Origin of the sequence: Pantoea sp. NGS-ED-1003, assembly GCF_000738765.1 — a bacterium.
Lineage (GTDB): Bacteria > Pseudomonadota > Gammaproteobacteria > Enterobacterales > Enterobacteriaceae > Pantoea > Pantoea septica.
Map to the genome: position 1 here is coordinate 95,039 of NZ_JPQA01000009.1, position 16,291 is coordinate 111,329.

The following is a 16,291-nucleotide window of genomic DNA, read 5'->3' on the forward strand; positions in this document are numbered from 1 at the left end:
AATCTGCTCCTGATTGAGATAGTTTCCCGTGATTTTAGTTGCGCGCGGAGACAACTACCAGCCTTGCGGCCAAATGAAAAAAGGAGAGCCGCGGCTCTCCTTTCTCTGTCTGGCAGGCGATTATTTTAGTCGAGCTTAACGCCCAGACGCTGCGCCACTTCTTCATAGGCCTCGATCAGGCCGCCCAGGCTCTGGCGAAAACGATCTTTGTCCATTTTATCCATCGTCTGCTTGTCCCACAGGCGCGCGCCGTCCGGCGAAAATTCGTCGCCCAGCACCACTTCCCCTTTAAACAGGCCGAACTCCAGTTTGAAATCGACCAGGATCAGGCCCGCGTCGTCAAACAGTTTGCTCAGCACTTCGTTGGCTTTAAAGGTCAGCTCCTGCATACGCGCCAGGTTCGCTTTGCTTACCCAGCCGAAGGTTTCGCAGTAGGATTCATTAACCATCGGGTCGTGCTTCGCGTCGTCTTTGAGGAACAGATCGAACAGCGGCGGATTGAGGATCATGCCCTCTTCCACGCCGAGACGTTTTACCAGCGAGCCGGCCGCGCGGTTGCGCACCACGCACTCTACCGGCACCATCTCCAGCTTTTTCACCAGCGCTTCGTTGTCGGAGAGCAGCGCTTCCATCTGGGTCGGAATGCCCGCTTCCTGCAGTTTGGTCATGATGAAATGGTTGAACTTGTTGTTTACCATTCCTTTGCGATCGAACTGCTCGATTCGGGCTCCGTCGCCTGCTGACGTATCGTTGCGGAACTCGAGTACCAGCAGATCCGGATTGTCGGTGCTGTATACGGTTTTCGCTTTACCGCGATACAACTCAGCTCGCTTTTGCATCTTGTTAACTCCAGACTTGAAAATTTCGGGTGTTCTGCGACGGCGGGCCGCTGGGGGATTGCCGCGACGCAATCGTTTACTTCGCCGCGCGCTATTATGCCAGAGACGAAAAAAAAAGGCCGGAGAATCTCCGGCCCTGAGGCGATTTATTTGTTGAGGGCCGCCTGGAACACGGCCACCAGCGCATCGTTCTGCGACTGGGTGAGCACATGCCCTTTCGGATCGATAAACTGCAGGCTGCTGCGGTTATCGAGATCGCCGACCTGCACTTTATAGTCGCCGTTCGGCAGTTCCGGATCTTTCGCGCCGACCTCATCCCACGCGCCGCTGCCCGGCGACTTGTAGGTCACGTTCATGCTGCCCTGCGAGCGGTTGCTGTCGGTCACTTCCATGCCGACGCGCTGCATCGCCTGCGGCAGACGCTGCCAGGCGACGCTGAACGGCGTGCGCAGCACCAGCATCGGCAGGCCGGTATCGTCCGCGCCGCTTTGCACGTCGATGCTGCCGCTGACGCGGCCCGCCGCCGCGTTTTCGCTGGCGACGTCGATTTTATCCAGGCCGGCGCTGATGGCGTTGAGCATCTGCGCGGTGTAGCGCTGGATCTGCACCGGCGCGGTGACCGCTTTGCCTTCCTGCTGCAGCTCCAGCAGGCGTACCGTCAGCACCTGCTGATAGCTCTGCGACTGCACGCTGATCTCGTAGCGGCCGCGATACTGATTGTCTTCGTCGGCGCGGTTCCACTGCACCCAGTCGGTGGTGAGCTGCTGACGCGCATCGTTGCGCTGCGCAATGGGGAAGTTGCTCGATTCAACGACTTTGGTTACCTGCGACCAGACCGCGCCGCGGCTGTTTTCCAGCATCAGCACGCCGGTGTTGCCGGTAAACTGCGCGCGCGCGCCGTTGACCAGCGCCAGCGGCTGAGCCGGCGGACGAATGTCGAGCTGCTTGCCGACGTTGCCGCTGGCGGCGGTGTGCGGCACGTCGTAATCGCCGTGTGCTACCGGCAGGATCATACCGGCGGGCGCCTGCAGGTCGTGCAGCTCGCTGGCCTGTAAATAGGACTCGTCACCGCTTACCTGACGTTTATAACGCTGATCGCTAGAGCACGCCGTTAACAGCATCGCAGTAGACAGCGCCACGACGGTCGCAACCGTTGAGCGCTTTACAGAATGATTCATTGAAACTCCCTAACTTATCGCAAACCCGCTTTAATCAGCGCCTGCTCAACTTTTGGTATGGCCGCTGAACTCAGCGGCGTCATCGGCAGACGCAGCGTGTCACTGGCGATTAATCCTAACTGTTTCGCCGCCCATTTCACTGGGATCGGATTGGGTTCGCAGAAAAGCGTCTGGTGCAGATGCATCAGACGCTGATTCAGACGACGCGCCTCGACGAAGTTGCCCTGTTGCGCCAGCGCGCACAGCTCAGCCATTTCACGCGCCGCGATGTTGGCCGTGACCGAGATAACGCCCTTGCCGCCCAGCTGCATCAGGTCCAGCGCGCTGGCGTCGTCGCCACTGACGATTATAAAGGCCTCATCGACCAGTGCTTGGATCTGGCTAACGCGCGATAAGTTCCCGGTCGCCTCTTTGATTCCGATAATATTTTTGATTTCAGCAAGGCGCGCGACGGTTTCCGGCAGCATGTCGCAGCCGGTGCGTGAGGGGACGTTGTATAACATTTGCGGCAGCGCCGTGCTTTCCGCGATCGCTTTAAAGTGCTGGAACAGCCCTTCCTGCGTCGGACGGTTATAATAGGGCGTCACGGTCAGGCAGCCGACTACGCCGCTGTTTTCGAAGCGTTTGGTGAGAGAGATGCCTTCTGCGGTGGCGTTGGCGCCGGTGCCGGCGATCACCGGAATACGGCCGTCCGCCAGATCGAGCGTCAGCATCACTACGTCGCCATGCTCTTCATGGCTCAGGGTCGCGGATTCGCCGGTGGTGCCGACGGAGACGATCGCCGCGGTGCCGCTGGCGACGTGATAATCAATTAGTTTTTTCAGACTCGCACGGCAGACATTACCTTTGTCATCCATTGGCGTAACGAGTGCAACAATACTTCCCGTGAACATTGGCGATCCCCTCGACAAACAAGTGCTTCATGGTACGTTTTACTTCTGTTGAAAAGCAAGCAGGCCACGCCCCTCCTGCGCTTGTCAGCAGTTTTTTTTATGTTTACCTTATAGTTATTAGCGAATGAACAGGAAATCCCACTTTGCCGCAGTCTCAGCCCCACCATTTGGTGATCACCGCACTGGGTGTTGACCGTCCGGGTATCGTCAATACTATTACCCGTCACGTCAGCAGCTGCGGATGCAATATTGAAGACAGCCGTCTCGCCATGCTCGGGGATGAGTTCACCTTTATTATGCTGCTCTCCGGCAGCTGGAACGCCATTGCGCTGATTGAATCGACGCTGCCGCTAAAAGGCGCGGAGCTGGAGCTGTTGATCGTCATGAAGCGTACCAGCGCCAGAATGCGCCCGCCGATGCCGGCGACGGTGTGGGTGCAGGTCGAAGTGCCGGATTCGCCCCACCTGATCGAGCGCTTTACCGATCTGTTCGACAAACATGCGATGAACATCGCTGAACTGGGATCGCGCATCAAGCCGGGTCAGGCGGATCAGACGCCGACGCTCTATATTCAAATTACCGCGCACAGCCCGGCGGGCGTCGGCGACTCTCAGTTTGAGCAGGCGTTTTACGCCCTGTGCCGCGAACTCAACGCCGACGGCACGCTGCGCTTCTACAGCCTGGCCGACGACGATGCGGCGACGCTGCAGGGTTCACGCTAAGCTGTAAACAAGCCGGGGCTATTCCTCCACATCACTGTTGTCTGGCTATGTGGCGCAATATCCCCTGATGGCGGCTTTCCGTCTGACGCGGTTCGTCAGATGTCAGGTCGCCCACAGCATAAAGAAAAATGGAGAGTAGTGATGAATCCACTGAAAGCCGGTGATACCGCACCGAAATTTAGCTTGCCCGACCAGGATGGCGAACAGGTAAATTTAACCGACTTCCAGGGACAGCGCGTTCTGGTCTATTTCTACCCGAAAGCGATGACGCCGGGATGCACCGTGCAGGCCTGCGGCCTGCGCGACAATATGGATGAGCTGAAGAAAGCGGGCGTGGAAGTGCTCGGCATCAGCACCGACAAGCCTGAAAAGCTGTCGCGCTTCGCCGAAAAAGAGCTGCTGAACTTTACGCTGCTCTCTGACGAAGATCATCAGGTCTGCTCCGCCTTCGGCGTCTGGGGCGAAAAGACCTTTATGGGCAAAACCTATGACGGCATCCACCGTATCAGCTTCCTGGTGGGCGTCGATGGCACGATTGAAAAAGTGTTCGACGACTTCAAAACCTCTAACCATCACGACATCGTGATGGACTATCTGAAGTCGGCGTAACGCGGCGCGGATGCGGCCCTGCGCCGCATTCCGCCTCTTCTCTTTACGGGGTCAGGCTTTTCGACGCCTCCGCTACCCGTACGCAGTTGCGCCCGTCATGCTTGGCCTGATAGAGCGCGGCGTCAGCCTGTTTCAAACTCTGCTCCAGCGGCATCGCCTCATCCTGCCAGGCCGCGACGCCGACGGAAAGGGTAATGGCGCCGACGTCGGCTATCGATGCGGCGGCGATGCTGGCGCGTATGCGCTCGGCGAGACGGCTCGCCTCATCAATATCGGTCACTGGCAGCAGCATCAGAAACTCCTCTCCGCCGCTGTGGCACACCACATCGCTCTGACGCGCGCTGGCGCTTAACGTCTCCGCTACCTGCTTGATCACGCGATCGCCGACGTCATGTCCCCAGCTATCGTTAACCCGCTTAAAGTGATCGATATCGAGCGCCAGCACGGCGAAGGGCTGACGCATCGTCTGATAGAAGTCGAGCACCGCGCTGAGGCCGCGCCGGTTGAGGAGCTGCGTCAGCGGATCGGTCTGCACCTCTGACTTCAGGCGGCCGATCTTGTCCTGCACCAGCCCGATGCCGGTCAGCAGCGCGCGCTTCACCTGCGCCGCCTCGAAGTACCAGGCGTGAATCATGCCGAGCTCCAGCGAGACGCCGGGCGCATCCATCTGGCGCGCCTTACGCGCCAGCTGCCAAAGCGGCAGCGCGATCAGCCGCGCCAGCACCACCGCCACCAGCAGCGTCAGCAGCGCGAAAGGCACCGAGTGCTTCAGCACCTGCATCAGCAGACCGGTGAGCGGCTCCAGCGTTACCGCGGTCGGCTTCAGCGCCACCACCGTCCAGCCGGTGGTCGGCACCATGGCGTATCCGGCAAGGCGCGGCGGTTCGCCCGCCGACTGCAGCTGCAGCGAGCCGTTACTGTTTTCGTCGCGGCCGCTCAGCAGCGCAGGCAGCGTTTTGCCAATCAGCTGCCCGTTCTGGTGATAGAGCACCTGACTGGCGCTGTCGAGCACGTAGACGCTGGTGCCATCACGGTAGTACTGCTCGCCAAGCAGCGTGTTTAAGATGCTTTTCTTTTTCAGGTAGATGGTGCCGCCTACGTAGCCGAGATAGTGCCCGTCGCGGCTCCAGATCGGCCAGGAGACGAAGATAATCAGGTTGTTGGCCGCCGAAATGGTCGGCTTGCTGATGGCGGGCTGCCGCGCGCTGAGCGCTTCGCGCGACGCATCGCTGGTCAGGTGCATGCCCTGCAACATCAGAGATTCCGGCGAGATAGCCTTTACCACGCCGCTGGCGTCGACCACCGCCACCGAGTTAAAGCTGGTGGTCTGCTCGCGCAGGCGATCGACCTCCTGACGCAGCAGCGCGGGATCGTCAAAGTTTTCGCCGAGCAGCCTGGCGCTGTAGTGCAGCTGCGACTGCGCCAGCTGGAAAAAGATTTCGGTGGTGGAGGCGAGCTTGGTGGCGTAGGCGCGATTCGCCTCCAGCGTGCTGTCGATCAGCGCCATACGCTGCACGCGCCAGGTGGCATAGAGCGTGTTGGTCAGCGTAACCACAATGCTGACGATAGCGAGCAACGCGATAAGCGTACGCAGATCGGTTCGGGGACGCAGGCGCATTAACATAGCGCGCCCGCCGCAAAAGATAAGTACATGCTGAAAGCCTGAGAATGTCGTTATTGTTGGAGGTGATCTGCCCTGGTGAGGCAACCGCCAAGTGTACACGCTGTCGCCCTCCTGAGCACCTTTCCCACCGCGACATTCTCAGAAACCGTTTATTTACGCCTGGCGCTAATCGATCAGTCCGTGCCGATCGTAGAAGGGCCAGGGACCGGAGTAGTCGCCGATGGCGCACTGGTGCGTCACCATGCCCTGCCCCGGCTGCCAGCGGTGCAGCAAAAAACCTGGCGGCTCCAGCACGAAATGGGCCGGGCCGTCGGGCTGCAGGTCAAAGGCCACCTGGTGAGAGAGGCCCGGCGCGCACACCGCCAGCGTGCCGGCGAAGCGCGTTTGCAGGCTGCGATGCAGATGGCCGCACAGCACGCGCTCAACCTGCGGATGCCGGGCGATCACCATCGCCAGCGCGTCGGGGTTGCGCAGCCGCTGGCGATCCATATGGTCGATGCCGCAGATAAAGGGCGGATGGTGCAGCATCACCAGCGTCGGCGCGGCGGGGTCACGCGCCAGATTTTGCTCCAGCCACGTCAGCTGTTGCTCATCGACATAGCCCCAGGGCTGCTGCGGCACGCTGGAGTCGAGCGCAAGCAGCTGCAGCGGCCCGACCTTGAGCTGCCAGTTCAGGGTGGCGCCGTGCTGAAGATAGGCGTGATCGACAAACACCGCGCGCAGCGCCTGGCGATCGTCATGGTTGCCCGGCATCAGGCGAAACGGTAGCTGCAGACGACGCAGCGCCAGCCGCAGCGTCTCATACTCCTCGATCGTGCCGAAATCGACCAGATCGCCGGTGATCACCACCATATCCGGCTGCGGCAGCAGCGCGTTCAGCGTGTCGATGGCGCGCAGCAGCGCGGCCTGGGTATCGACTTTTTTATAGGACAGGCGACCGTTCGCCTTGATATGCAAGTCGCTGATCTGCGCAATCAGCGTCGGATTGTCGGACACAGAGCTCTCCTTAATAACCGGTAAAATCGAGCGCGGCGCGCGGCGCCAGCGTCCAGGTGACGCGCTGCCCGGCGTGCCAGGCCTCACGCGCATGGCGCTCGACCTGAATCGGCGCGGCGAGACCGATATCGATCTGCAAACGCTGCACGGCGCCTAAAAAGGTGTTGCCGACGATATAGCCGTGACGCGCATAGCGGCTGTCGTCCGCCAGCAGAATATCTTCCGGTCGGCAGAACTGACGCGGTTCGCCGCGGGCGTCGGTCTCGACGCAGTTGATGGCGCCGACGAAATCGGCGACGAAGCGCGTCGCCGGACGCTGATAAATCGCCTGCGGCGTGTCGATCTGGGCGATGCGCCCCTGTTCCATCACCGCGATACGATCGCCGAGCGCCATCGCCTCCTGCTGATCGTGCGTCACGTAGACGGCGGTAATGGCGAGCTTTTTCAGCAGCGCGCCGATTTCGATGCGCAGCCGCTCGCGCAGTTTGGCGTCGAGCGCGGCCAGCGGTTCGTCGAACAGCAGCACTTTCGGCCGTGCGGCCAGCGCGCGCGCCAGCGCCACGCGCTGCTTCTGTCCGCCGGAAAGCTTGTCGATGGCGCGGTTCGCCAGCACGCTGAGATCCACCAGCGCCAGCATCTCTTTGACGCGCGCTTCACGTTCGCCGCGCGCCACGCCCTGCACCTTCAGGCCATATTCGACGTTCTGCGCCACGTTCATATTGGGAAACAGCGCGTAGTTCTGGAACACCATGCCGACATTGCGCTTCTCGATCGGTAGCGCGGTGACGTCGCGATCGCCAAACCAGACCTCGCCGCCCTCGTCGCTGCTTTCCAAACCGCTGATAATGCGCAGCGTGGTGGTTTTGCCGCAGCCGGACGGTCCGAGCAGCACCAGGGTTTCGCCGGCGTGAACGGTGAGATCGAGCGGGTGCAGCGCGGTGTGTTGATGAAAGCGGCGCGCGCAGCGGCGCAGCGTGACGGTAACGGCATCGTTATTCATGCCAGCTCCTTAAGGGCGTTGCGCGTCGCCTGGCGCTCGAGCCAGTGATTGCAGGCGTTGAGCATCAGCAACAGCGGTAAAATCATGACGATAAAGATCAGCGTATAGGCCGATCCCACTTCCAGCCGCATCGAGGCGTAGCTGTCCGCCAGCCCGACCGGCAGGGTTTTGGTCAGCGGCGTATGCAGCATCCAGGTAATGTTGAACTCGCCTACCGACAGCGTTATCACCATAAACGCCCCCGCCAGAATGCCGTTGCGGCAGTTCGGCACCACCACGGTGAAAAAGCGGCGCCAGAAACCGGCGCCGAGGCTGGCGGCCGCCTCTTCGAGGCGCGGCAGCTGAATCGCCTGCATCACCGCCAGCACCGGACGGATCATAAAGGGCAGCGTAAAGAGCACATGGCCGATCAGGATAAACAGCCAGCTGTCGCGCAGGCCGTTAAACCGGCCGTAAAGCAGAATAATGCCGAGCGCGGTGGCGAGGCCCGGCAGCGCCACCGGCAGCATCAGGCACTCTTCGATGCGAGCGGCCCAGCGCGGCGGCGCCTTCAGCAGGCCCCAGGCGGCGGGCAGCCCGATCGCGACGGTGATTGCCAGGCAGCAGAGCGCAATCAGCAGCGACAGCCAGAAAGTGTCGGCGTAGAGCGCCCACACCTGATCAACCCACTTCAGCGTCAGGCCGCTGCGCAGACCGATAAAGTAATTCTCCGTGACGCCCGCCAGCATCGACAGCACTACCGGCACGATCATAAACAGCGCCGTCAGCGCGGTAACGCCGACCTGCAGACAGAACAGCGCGCGACGTTTCATCATGGTTGCTCTCCTCCAGTGTGCGTCAGCGCGCGCGCCAGCATCAGGCCCAGCCAGGCGACCGCGCCCATCACTACCGACAGCGCCGCCGCGGTGGCGAAATTGGCGTAGTTGGTGAACTCGCCGTAAATGGTCAACGGCAGCACGCTAAGGCTAGTGCCGAGCGTAAAGGCGGTACCGAATGCGCCCATGCTGGTGGCGAAGCAGAGCGCGCCGCTGGAGAGCAGCGCCGGCTTCAGTCCCGGCACGATAACGTCCCAGGTGATGCGCCACTGGCTGGCGCCCAGCGAGCGCGCCGCCTCTTCCAGCGAACGATCCAGCTTTTCGCTGGCCGCCACCAGCGTGACGATGGCGCGCGGCAGCGAAAAGTAGAGGTAGCCGATAAAGAGACCGCTGAGCGAATAGGCGAGCGTCCAGCGCTCGTGGAACAGGCTCATGCTCAGCTGCGCCAGTACTCCCTGTCGCCCCGCCAGCATCACCACCAGAAACCCTACAACCACGCCGGGAAAGGCGAGCGGAAAGGTCAGCAGCGCCAGCAGCGTGCCGCGTCCGGCGAAGCGCTGGCGCGCCAGGAAACAGCCGACCACGGCGGCGATCAGCAGCGTTATCAGCGTCACCGCCAGCGACAGCAGCAGGGTGTTGAGCAGGCTTTGCAGATACTGCGGCTGGCTCACTACCGTCCAGTAGCCGCTCTGCTGCGTGGTGCGATCCGGCGAGAGCCCGATCTGCAGCAGACGCGCGAAAGGCAGCAGCCAGAAGGCCGCGAGAAACAGCAGCGCAGGCAGCAGCATCCAGGGCCAGCGCGCGCCATGATGCGCCCGACGGCGCAGGGCCGTCGGCGCGCGGCCGCGGGTTTCCAGCAGCGACATTAACGGATCTCGCTCAGGTAGCGGGCGGAAAAGGCTTTCTGCGCATCGGCCATCTGCTGGTAATCCACCGTCGTGGCGCGAGCATAGTCGCTGTCAGGCAGGAACTTCGCCTTCGCCTCGGCGGACATCGCCGACGGACGCACCGGACGCAGATAAGCGTTGGCCCAGATAGCCTGACCTTTATCCGACAGCACGTAGTCGATCACTTTTTTGCCGTTGGCGGCGTGCGGCGCGTTCTTCACCAGACTAATGACGTACGGCACCGTAACCGTGCCCTCTTGCGGGATCACGAAGGCGACGTTGGCATGGTCTTTATACTTCGCGCGGTAGGCGTTGAAGTCGTAGTCGAGCAGAATGGGGATCTCGCCGGAAATCAGGCGCGCGTAGGCGGTCTGCTTCGGCACGATCGGCTGGTTGGCCTGCAGTTTTTTGAACCAGCTCAACGCCGGCGCGAAATTCTGCAGTGTGCCGCCTTTTGCCTGGTTAACCGCCACGGCGGCGACGTAGCCGACGAAGGCGCTGGAGGGATCGAGATAGCCCACCATGCCTTTATATTCCGGCTTCAGCAGGTCATCCCAGGATGTCGGCAGCGGCGCGCCGCCCAGCGCATCGACATTGACCATAAAGCCCATGGTGCCCGAGTGCAGCGCTACCCACTTGCCGTCAGGATCCTTCATGCCTGTTGGCACCTCATCCCAGTGCGCCGGTTTGTAGTCGGCGATAACGCCGGCGCCCGCCGCCTGGATGCCGAAGCTGACGCCGTAATAGACCACGTCGGCGACCGGATTGCCCTGCTCGGCGACCATCTGCGCCAGCGCCTGGCCGGAGTTTTTATTGTCCTGCGGCACCTGGATGCCGGTGTCGCGCGCGATGGCTTTCAGCTGCGTTCCCCAGTCCGCCCACTCCGGCGGGCAGTTGTAGCAGATGGCGCTTTCCGCCGCGTGGGCGGCCTGGCTCGCCATGCCGCATGCAGCCAGCAGCGCCGCAGCGGTTAATCTCTTTATTCTGTTGTGCGTTGACATGTGGATTCCCTGGTGTTGACAAAGGTAGAGCGCGGCGCGGGCGCGATGCTTTCGCCCAACCGCAGGTGGTGCGCCAGCATGCGAGATCCGCCGCTGGCGTGTTGTAAAAGCATATCGATGGCGCAGGCGCCGAGCAGATCGCTGGGCTGTACCACCGAGGCCAGCGACGGCGTCAGATGTTCGCCGGTCTCAATACCGTCGAAGCCCATAACGGAAAGCTGCGTCGGCACCTGAACGCCCGCGCGCGCGGCAGCGCCCATCAGGCTGATGGCCAGCAGGTCGTTGCTGCAGATCACTGCGGTCAGCGGATTCGCGCCCTGCAGGCGCGGCCGCAGCTGCTGAAAGTCGGAGCGCGTATGGCTCGGCATTTCAATCAGCGGAAAGGGTTTCAGTCCGGCCTGCTGCATGGCGTCGCAGTAGCCGAGGAAGCGCTGCTGGGCGCGATCGGACTGCCAGACCGGCCCGGTCACCATGCCGATATGGCAGTGGCCCAGCGCCAGCAGATGTCCGGCCGCTTCGGCCATCGCGCGCCGGTTATCGACGCACACGCTCGGCCAGCTGGCGCTCTGCGGCACGTTGTGCGCCAGCACGAAGGGCATCTGCGCGGCGGCCAGCGTCGGCAGCACGGCGCTACGGTCCGCGTCGGCTACTGTCAGCACCAGCCCGGCGACGCGCTGACGCAGCATATGCTCGACAATCGCCGCCTCGCGTTCCGCCTGATAGTCGCTGGTGGCGACCAGCAGCCCGAAGCCAGCCAGCCGCGCCTGACGCTCCATCGCCTGTAGCTGCTGGGCGAACACCGGATTAAGCAGCGAAGGCAGCAGCACGCCGAGGGTGGTGGAGCTCTGAGTGCGCAGCTGGCGCGCAATATGGTTAGGACGGAAGCCGAGCTGGTCTGACGCCGCCAGCACGCGCTGTAGCGTGCTCTCTTTCAGCAGATGGGGATCGGAGAAGGCGCGCGCCGCCGTGGCGCGCGAGACGCCCGCCAGTTTCGCTACGCTGACTAAATCCGTCATTTTTCTCCCCTTATGCGCTAATGAGAACGATCTCACTGGCGCTCAAAGTAAAGGGGTTGTATGACAGAACAATCGCAGCGGAATGACAAACAGATGACAGCGGCGCGCGGCCGCTGTCGGGAGAGGGTTTACAGCATCAGGAAGGCGTAGCCTTCGTTTTGCAGCGTCGCCACCGTGGTGCCGCTGGAGATGGTGTGGGTCACGCGCTGATCGATCCAGTCGCGCTGCAGATTGTGGAAGGCCACCGACTGGTCGCAGATCGAGACCTGCACGCCCGCCTTTTTCAGCTCGTCGATTAGCTTCAGGTTGGGGTTATCCACGCCGTAGGCTTTATGGAACTGATCGTTATTCAGCGCCGCCGGTACCGCATCGCTGTTGATCGACACCACGAACTTCAGCTGATCCAGCGGCACGCCTGCGGCGTAATAGAGGTTGGTCACGCGGGCGACGCGCTCCAGCCCGAGATTCGGCTGACGAATATCGCCTTCATTACGGTTAATCTGGAAAACGATTTTATTGCTCAGGCCCGGCACGGTGCCTGGTTTAAAAGCGGGCGTGTCGACATAGTGAATTTTGCCGAAGCCTTCAATCGCAGGCGTACTCCAGAAATCCGCTGGCTGTGTGGTGTTACCGGCAAATTTGCCGCTCACCTTGTCATATAATTCCGGCAGCTGTAACACATTGCCGCCAATAAAACCGGCTATCGCCGCCACCACAATATAGGCCGCTGGACGCATCGTTATTCTCCTGCTTGTTATTTTTGAAGTGTGATTACATCTGTAGCCATGCGTAACCCTGATTTTCCAGGGTTGAGACCGTGGTCGGGCTGGAGAGCGCATGGACGACCGATTTATCGATCCAGTCGTTGGGGTAATGGTGGAAAGCCACCGACTGATCGCAGACGGAGACCTTTACGCCCAGCTTATCAAGCTGGTTGATAAGCTTGAGGTTGGGATTGTCTACGCCGTAGAACTGTTTGAAGTGGGCGTTATCCAGCATCGCAGGCGTCGCGTCGCCCGTTACCGAGACCACGAATTTCAGCTCTTCCGCCGGCACACCGGAGGCGACATAGAGATTGACCACGCGCGCCACGCGCTCAAGGCCGAGATTGACGTCGGTCATCGCGCCGTCGCTGCGGGTAATCTGGAAAACGATCTTATTGCTCAGGCCCGCGACCGGTTTAAAGGCGGCGTCCGGCTCGTAATGAATCTTGCCGTAGCCGTCGACGGCGGGCGTGCTCCAGAAGCCGTCGGGATCGCTGGGCTTGGCGGCAAAATGGTTAACGACTTTTTGATAGAGCGCGCCGCTCTGGGTAACGCCCGCGCCAACAGCACCGCCTATAATGGCGATGAGCGCGTAAGATACAGCTGAACGCATAAATTATCTCCGGACAACAGCGTAGCGCTGGTTCACATCCCGAATTGGGTGAGCTATCTATACCACAGCCCCGGCGCGGCAAAAGGGCGCGGCGCTGACCGCCAGCGGCGCGTTAATTTCAAAGGGAACTATTAATAAAGCTAATTGATGAACGCTTTCGATGGCGAAGTGTGTGTTGGTCAGGATGGAAGTGGATCGATATTAAAGAAGAGAACGCCGTTAAATAAAATTTAATGCCCTGAATAACGTACCAGCTATTGATATTTCCCAAAGTGGCTTTGCTGACGTCACAATAAAAATTATTGATTTTCGCTTTCGCTCGCTAAGGCATTTTAGGGCGTTTTTTTCAGAGTAAGCCTGGAAAAAAACATGCCACCTTCAATTTTTTTGAGTAAATTTACATATCTTTAATTAAAAAGCGTGTTGGCTATCTCAGCTTTATATCACTGTGCGCTATCCCGTGCGGTTCGCTTAAAAAAGCGACGCCTGTTGCAGCGCTGCTATAGCGCCGTTTCCTGTTGATGAAATAAATGCGCGTTTTGTTTTTCAACGAAAGCGCGCCTGCGCTTAACGTTCAATTTTTTACTGCAAAAGCGCCGCTGCGGCGCGTGCTAATAGCAGAGCAGACCGTTTCTTTCTCTTAAGGCTCTGGTTAAGATAGGCGCGACGCGTCTTTTACCCTGAAAAAGCACAATGTACTTTCCAGGCCTCAGAGTTTCTCTACAGGATCCAGGCATGTTGAACCGGTTAAAGAAAACGCTACTCGCCGCGCTGATTCCCACCCTGATGTTGATGCCGCACGCGTCCGCCTGGGCCGACGTCAGCGACTCGCTGCCCGATATGGGCACGACCGCAGGCTCGACGCTCTCTATCGGTCAGGAGATGCAGATGGGCGACTTTTACGTGCGTCAGCTGCGCGCCAGCGCGCCGCTGATCAACGACCCGCTGCTTAATGAGTACATCAACCAACTCGGCCAGCGTCTGGTCGCCCATGCCGATTCGGTGAAGACGCCCTTCCACTTTTTCCTGATCCAGAACGACGAGCTTAACGCCTTCGCCTTCTTTGGCGGCAACGTAGTGCTGCACGCCTCGCTGTTCCGCTTTACCGAAAATGAGAGCCAGCTGGCGTCGGTGATGGCGCATGAGATCTCGCACGTTACCCAGCGCCATCTGGCGCGCGCGATGGAAGATCAGAAGCGTAACGCGCCGCTGACCTGGGTCGGAGCGCTGGGGTCGATTCTGCTGGCGATGGCCAGTCCACAGGCGGGCATGGCGGCGCTGACCGGCACGCTGGCGGGCACCCAGCAGGGTATTATCAGCTTCACCCAGGGCAACGAGCAGGAGGCGGATCGCATCGGCATTCAGGTGCTGCAGCGCGCCGGATTCGATCCCGAGGCGATGCCCAATTTTTTACAGAAGCTGGCCGATCAGAGCCGCTTCTCGTCGAAGCCGCCGGAGATCCTGCTGACGCACCCCCTGCCCGATAGCCGCCTGGCGGATGCGCGCAACCGCGCCAACCAGATGCGTCCGGTGGTGGTGCAGTCATCACAGGATTACTACATGGCGAAAGTGCGCGCGCTTGGCATGTACGCCACCGGCCGCAACCAGCTGACCGACGAACTGCTGGACAGCTATAGCCACGGCAACAGCCGCGAGCAGCAGGCGGCGCAGTACGGCAAAGCGGTGCAGTTTTTACAGGCGAAAAGTTTCGCCAACGCGAGAAAGATCATCGAGCCGCTGCTGGCGAAGCAGCCCGATAACGTCTGGTATCTCGACATCATGACCGATATCGATATCGGCCTGAACCAGCCGCAGCAGGCGATCGCCCGTCTGAATGCCGCGGGCGCGGCTAAAAACAGCCCAGTAGTGCAGCTAAACCTGGCGAATGCTTACGTCGAGGCGAAACAGCCCGCTAACGCCAGCCGCATCTTGAATCGCTATACCTGGTCGCATCCGGACGATGTCAACGGCTGGGAGCTGCTGGCGCAGGCGTCGGCGCAGCAGGGACTGAATGATGAAGAGATGTCGGCGCGTGCCGAAACGCTGGCGCTTAATGGCCAGCTGGATCAGGCGATTACCACGCTGAGCAGCGCCAGCGCGCAGGTGCCGGTCGGCAGCCTGAAGCAGGCGCGCTACGACGCGCGTATCGACCAGCTTCGTCAGCTGCAAACTCGCTTCAAGCAGTATCAAAAAGGATAACCCAGCATGGTCACCATTTATCACAATCCGCGCTGCAGCAAGAGCCGCGAAACCCTGGCGCTGCTGGAGGCTAACGGCGTTCAGCCGGAGATCGTGCGCTATCTGGAAACCCCGCCGGATCGCGAAACGCTGCAAATTCTGCTGCAAAAACTCGGCATGAGCAGCGTCCGGCAGCTGATGCGCACCAAAGAGGAGCTTTATAAAACGCTGCGGCTGGAAGATGCCGACGAAGCGCAGCTGCTTGAGGCGCTGACCGTGTATCCGGCGTTGCTGGAGCGTCCGGTGGTGATCAACGGCGATCGGGCGCGCATCGGCCGGCCGCCGGAAGCGGTGCTGGAGATCCTTTAAAGCCCGAGCGTCTCTTTTACGAAAGGAATGGTGAGCTTGCGCTGCGCGCTAATCGAAGCGTGATCGAGGCGATCCAGCGTTTCGAACAGCGTGCGCATTTCGCGATCGAGGCGTTTCAGCATGAAACGGCCGACATCTTCCGGCAACTCAAAGCCTCGCATACCGGCGCGCAGCTGCAGCGCCTGCAGCTTATCTTCGTCGCTCAACGGCTGCAGACGATAAATCTGCCCCCAGTCGAGACGCGACGCCAGATCGGGCAGGTTGAGGTTGAGCTGACGCGGCGGCCGATCGCCAGTGATAAAGAGCCGGGTTTTGCCGGTTTCCAGAATGCGGTTATAGAGATCGAATATCGCCATTTCCCACGCCTCTTCGCCGGCGATGCACTCGATATTATCGATGCAGACCAGCGCCAGATGCTCCATGCCGTCCAGCACGTCCGGCACAAACCAGGTGCGTTTATCCAGCGGCACATAGCCGACCGCTTCGCCGCGCGCCGACATCTCCGCGCACGCCGCATGCAGCAGATGGCTGCGGCCGCCGCCTTCGCGCGACCAGAAATAGAGATAGCTGCCGTGTTGCTGACTGAGGGCGCCTTTCAGCGCGGCAATAAGCGACGGATTTTCCCCCGGCCAAAAGCTGGCGAACGTCTCGTCGTCCGGTAAGTAAAGTGGCAGTGACAGTTGTGCCGGCGTGTTCAGAAGCACCTCAAAAGGAACAGGCAAAAAACGGGGCAAGTCTACCACAGTTTTCACCGGGTGAGGATAACGGGCGTCCCTGCCCGCGCGGG

General features: G+C 60.6%; 17 protein-coding genes. 4 read left to right on the plus strand and 13 right to left on the minus strand.

Annotated features, from left to right (window positions below; all coding sequences use genetic code 11):
- Nucleotides 1-125 precede the first annotated feature (125 nt).
- The 3 genes from purC to dapA form a co-directional block, all read right to left on the minus strand.
- The gene (purC, locus tag JS46_RS17780) at nucleotides 126-839 is read right to left on the minus strand and encodes a phosphoribosylaminoimidazolesuccinocarboxamide synthase (protein WP_033753802.1); all 714 of its coding nucleotides are present in this window, start codon (nucleotides 837-839) and stop codon (nucleotides 126-128) included.
- Between the two features lie 146 nt (nucleotides 840-985).
- Complete coding sequence (gene bamC / locus JS46_RS17785) at nucleotides 986-2,017, minus strand: outer membrane protein assembly factor BamC (protein WP_033753805.1); 1,032 nt, start codon at nucleotides 2,015-2,017, stop codon at nucleotides 986-988.
- A 14-nt stretch (nucleotides 2,018-2,031) separates the two neighbouring features.
- Complete coding sequence (gene dapA, locus JS46_RS17790) at nucleotides 2,032-2,910, minus strand: 4-hydroxy-tetrahydrodipicolinate synthase (RefSeq protein WP_033753807.1); 879 nt, start codon at nucleotides 2,908-2,910, stop codon at nucleotides 2,032-2,034.
- Nucleotides 2,911-3,053: 143 nt separating this feature from the next.
- On the opposite strand from dapA, the gene JS46_RS17795 reads away from it, so the two are divergent.
- Complete coding sequence (locus JS46_RS17795) at nucleotides 3,054-3,632, plus strand: glycine cleavage system transcriptional repressor (protein WP_033753810.1); 579 nt, start codon at nucleotides 3,054-3,056, stop codon at nucleotides 3,630-3,632.
- A gap of 141 nt (nucleotides 3,633-3,773) precedes the next feature.
- Nucleotides 3,774-4,241: a thioredoxin-dependent thiol peroxidase gene (gene bcp / locus JS46_RS17800; protein WP_033753813.1), complete on the plus strand. Its 468-nt coding sequence runs from the start codon at nucleotides 3,774-3,776 to the stop codon at nucleotides 4,239-4,241.
- Nucleotides 4,242-4,284: 43 nt separating this feature from the next.
- On the opposite strand, the gene JS46_RS17805 is transcribed toward bcp, so the two are convergent.
- From JS46_RS17805 to JS46_RS17845, 9 genes are all read right to left on the minus strand, one after another.
- The gene (locus JS46_RS17805; protein WP_033753815.1) at nucleotides 4,285-5,865 is read right to left on the minus strand and encodes a diguanylate cyclase; all 1,581 of its coding nucleotides are present in this window, start codon (nucleotides 5,863-5,865) and stop codon (nucleotides 4,285-4,287) included.
- A gap of 165 nt (nucleotides 5,866-6,030) precedes the next feature.
- Nucleotides 6,031-6,861, minus strand: a complete 831-nt coding sequence (locus JS46_RS17810) for a phosphodiesterase (RefSeq protein WP_033753818.1) — start codon at nucleotides 6,859-6,861, stop codon at nucleotides 6,031-6,033.
- Nucleotides 6,862-6,871: 10 nt separating this feature from the next.
- Nucleotides 6,872-7,861 carry an ABC transporter ATP-binding protein gene (locus JS46_RS17815; protein ID WP_033753821.1) on the minus strand — a complete coding sequence of 330 codons (990 nt, stop codon included), beginning with the start codon at nucleotides 7,859-7,861 and terminating at the stop codon, nucleotides 6,872-6,874.
- On the minus strand, nucleotides 7,858-8,673 hold the full coding sequence (locus tag JS46_RS17820; RefSeq protein ID WP_033754156.1) for an ABC transporter permease: 816 nt from the start codon (nucleotides 8,671-8,673) through the stop codon (nucleotides 7,858-7,860). The genes JS46_RS17815 and JS46_RS17820 overlap by 4 nt, the downstream gene beginning before the upstream one ends.
- Entirely contained in the window at nucleotides 8,673-9,542 is an 870-nt protein-coding gene (locus JS46_RS17825; protein WP_033753825.1) for an ABC transporter permease, read from the minus strand. The genes JS46_RS17820 and JS46_RS17825 overlap by 1 nt, the downstream gene beginning before the upstream one ends.
- The gene (locus JS46_RS17830) at nucleotides 9,542-10,564 is read right to left on the minus strand and encodes an ABC transporter substrate-binding protein (RefSeq protein ID WP_033753828.1); all 1,023 of its coding nucleotides are present in this window, start codon (nucleotides 10,562-10,564) and stop codon (nucleotides 9,542-9,544) included. The genes JS46_RS17825 and JS46_RS17830 overlap by 1 nt, the downstream gene beginning before the upstream one ends.
- Nucleotides 10,543-11,580, minus strand: coding sequence for a substrate-binding domain-containing protein (locus tag JS46_RS22955; RefSeq protein WP_051905647.1), 1,038 nt, complete (start codon nucleotides 11,578-11,580; stop codon nucleotides 10,543-10,545). Before JS46_RS22955 ends, JS46_RS17830 begins: the two co-directional genes overlap by 22 nt.
- Nucleotides 11,581-11,708: 128 nt before the next feature.
- Nucleotides 11,709-12,317 (minus strand): DsrE family protein, encoded by a 609-nt coding sequence (locus JS46_RS17840; protein ID WP_033753830.1) that lies wholly within the window; start codon nucleotides 12,315-12,317, stop codon nucleotides 11,709-11,711.
- 34 nt (nucleotides 12,318-12,351) lie between these two features.
- A complete protein-coding gene (locus tag JS46_RS17845) occupies nucleotides 12,352-12,957 on the minus strand; it encodes a DsrE family protein (protein ID WP_033753833.1) in 606 nt (201 codons plus the stop codon).
- A gap of 735 nt (nucleotides 12,958-13,692) precedes the next feature.
- Here JS46_RS17845 and JS46_RS17850 point away from each other — a divergent pair.
- Together JS46_RS17850 and arsC are read left to right on the plus strand one after the other, a co-directional pair.
- Entirely contained in the window at nucleotides 13,693-15,156 is a 1,464-nt protein-coding gene (locus JS46_RS17850; protein ID WP_033753836.1) for a M48 family metallopeptidase, read from the plus strand.
- A 6-nt stretch (nucleotides 15,157-15,162) separates the two neighbouring features.
- Complete coding sequence (gene arsC / locus JS46_RS17855; RefSeq protein WP_033753839.1) at nucleotides 15,163-15,504, plus strand: arsenate reductase (glutaredoxin); 342 nt, start codon at nucleotides 15,163-15,165, stop codon at nucleotides 15,502-15,504.
- Here arsC and hda read toward each other — a convergent pair.
- Complete coding sequence (gene hda / locus JS46_RS17860; protein WP_222707497.1) at nucleotides 15,501-16,202, minus strand: DnaA inactivator Hda; 702 nt, start codon at nucleotides 16,200-16,202, stop codon at nucleotides 15,501-15,503. The genes arsC and hda overlap by 4 nt on opposite strands.
- Between the last annotated feature and the right edge of the window lie 89 nt (nucleotides 16,203-16,291).

What these genes read in the sequence shown, in the direction of transcription:
- JS46_RS17825 (WP_033753825.1), bottom strand. Translation starts at nt 9,542, where the DNA reads ATGTCGCTGCTGGAAACCCGCGGCCGCGCGCCGACGGCCCTGCGCCGT.
- JS46_RS17815 (WP_033753821.1), bottom strand. Translation starts at nt 7,861, where the DNA reads ATGAATAACGATGCCGTTACCGTCACGCTGCGCCGCTGCGCGCGCCGC.
- JS46_RS17845 (WP_033753833.1), bottom strand. Translation starts at nt 12,957, where the DNA reads ATGCGTTCAGCTGTATCTTACGCGCTCATCGCCATTATAGGCGGTGCT.
- bamC (WP_033753805.1), bottom strand. Translation starts at nt 2,017, where the DNA reads ATGAATCATTCTGTAAAGCGCTCAACGGTTGCGACCGTCGTGGCGCTG.
- JS46_RS17840 (WP_033753830.1), bottom strand. Translation starts at nt 12,317, where the DNA reads ATGCGTCCAGCGGCCTATATTGTGGTGGCGGCGATAGCCGGTTTTATT.
- JS46_RS17850 (WP_033753836.1), top strand. Translation starts at nt 13,693, where the DNA reads ATGTTGAACCGGTTAAAGAAAACGCTACTCGCCGCGCTGATTCCCACC.
- bcp (WP_033753813.1), top strand. Translation starts at nt 3,774, where the DNA reads ATGAATCCACTGAAAGCCGGTGATACCGCACCGAAATTTAGCTTGCCC.
- JS46_RS17830 (WP_033753828.1), bottom strand. Translation starts at nt 10,564, where the DNA reads ATGTCAACGCACAACAGAATAAAGAGATTAACCGCTGCGGCGCTGCTG.
- JS46_RS17805 (WP_033753815.1), bottom strand. Translation starts at nt 5,865, where the DNA reads ATGTTAATGCGCCTGCGTCCCCGAACCGATCTGCGTACGCTTATCGCG.
- dapA (WP_033753807.1), bottom strand. Translation starts at nt 2,910, where the DNA reads ATGTTCACGGGAAGTATTGTTGCACTCGTTACGCCAATGGATGACAAA.
- JS46_RS22955 (WP_051905647.1), bottom strand. Translation starts at nt 11,580, where the DNA reads ATGACGGATTTAGTCAGCGTAGCGAAACTGGCGGGCGTCTCGCGCGCC.
- arsC (WP_033753839.1), top strand. Translation starts at nt 15,163, where the DNA reads ATGGTCACCATTTATCACAATCCGCGCTGCAGCAAGAGCCGCGAAACC.
- JS46_RS17820 (WP_033754156.1), bottom strand. Translation starts at nt 8,673, where the DNA reads ATGAAACGTCGCGCGCTGTTCTGTCTGCAGGTCGGCGTTACCGCGCTG.
- purC (WP_033753802.1), bottom strand. Translation starts at nt 839, where the DNA reads ATGCAAAAGCGAGCTGAGTTGTATCGCGGTAAAGCGAAAACCGTATAC.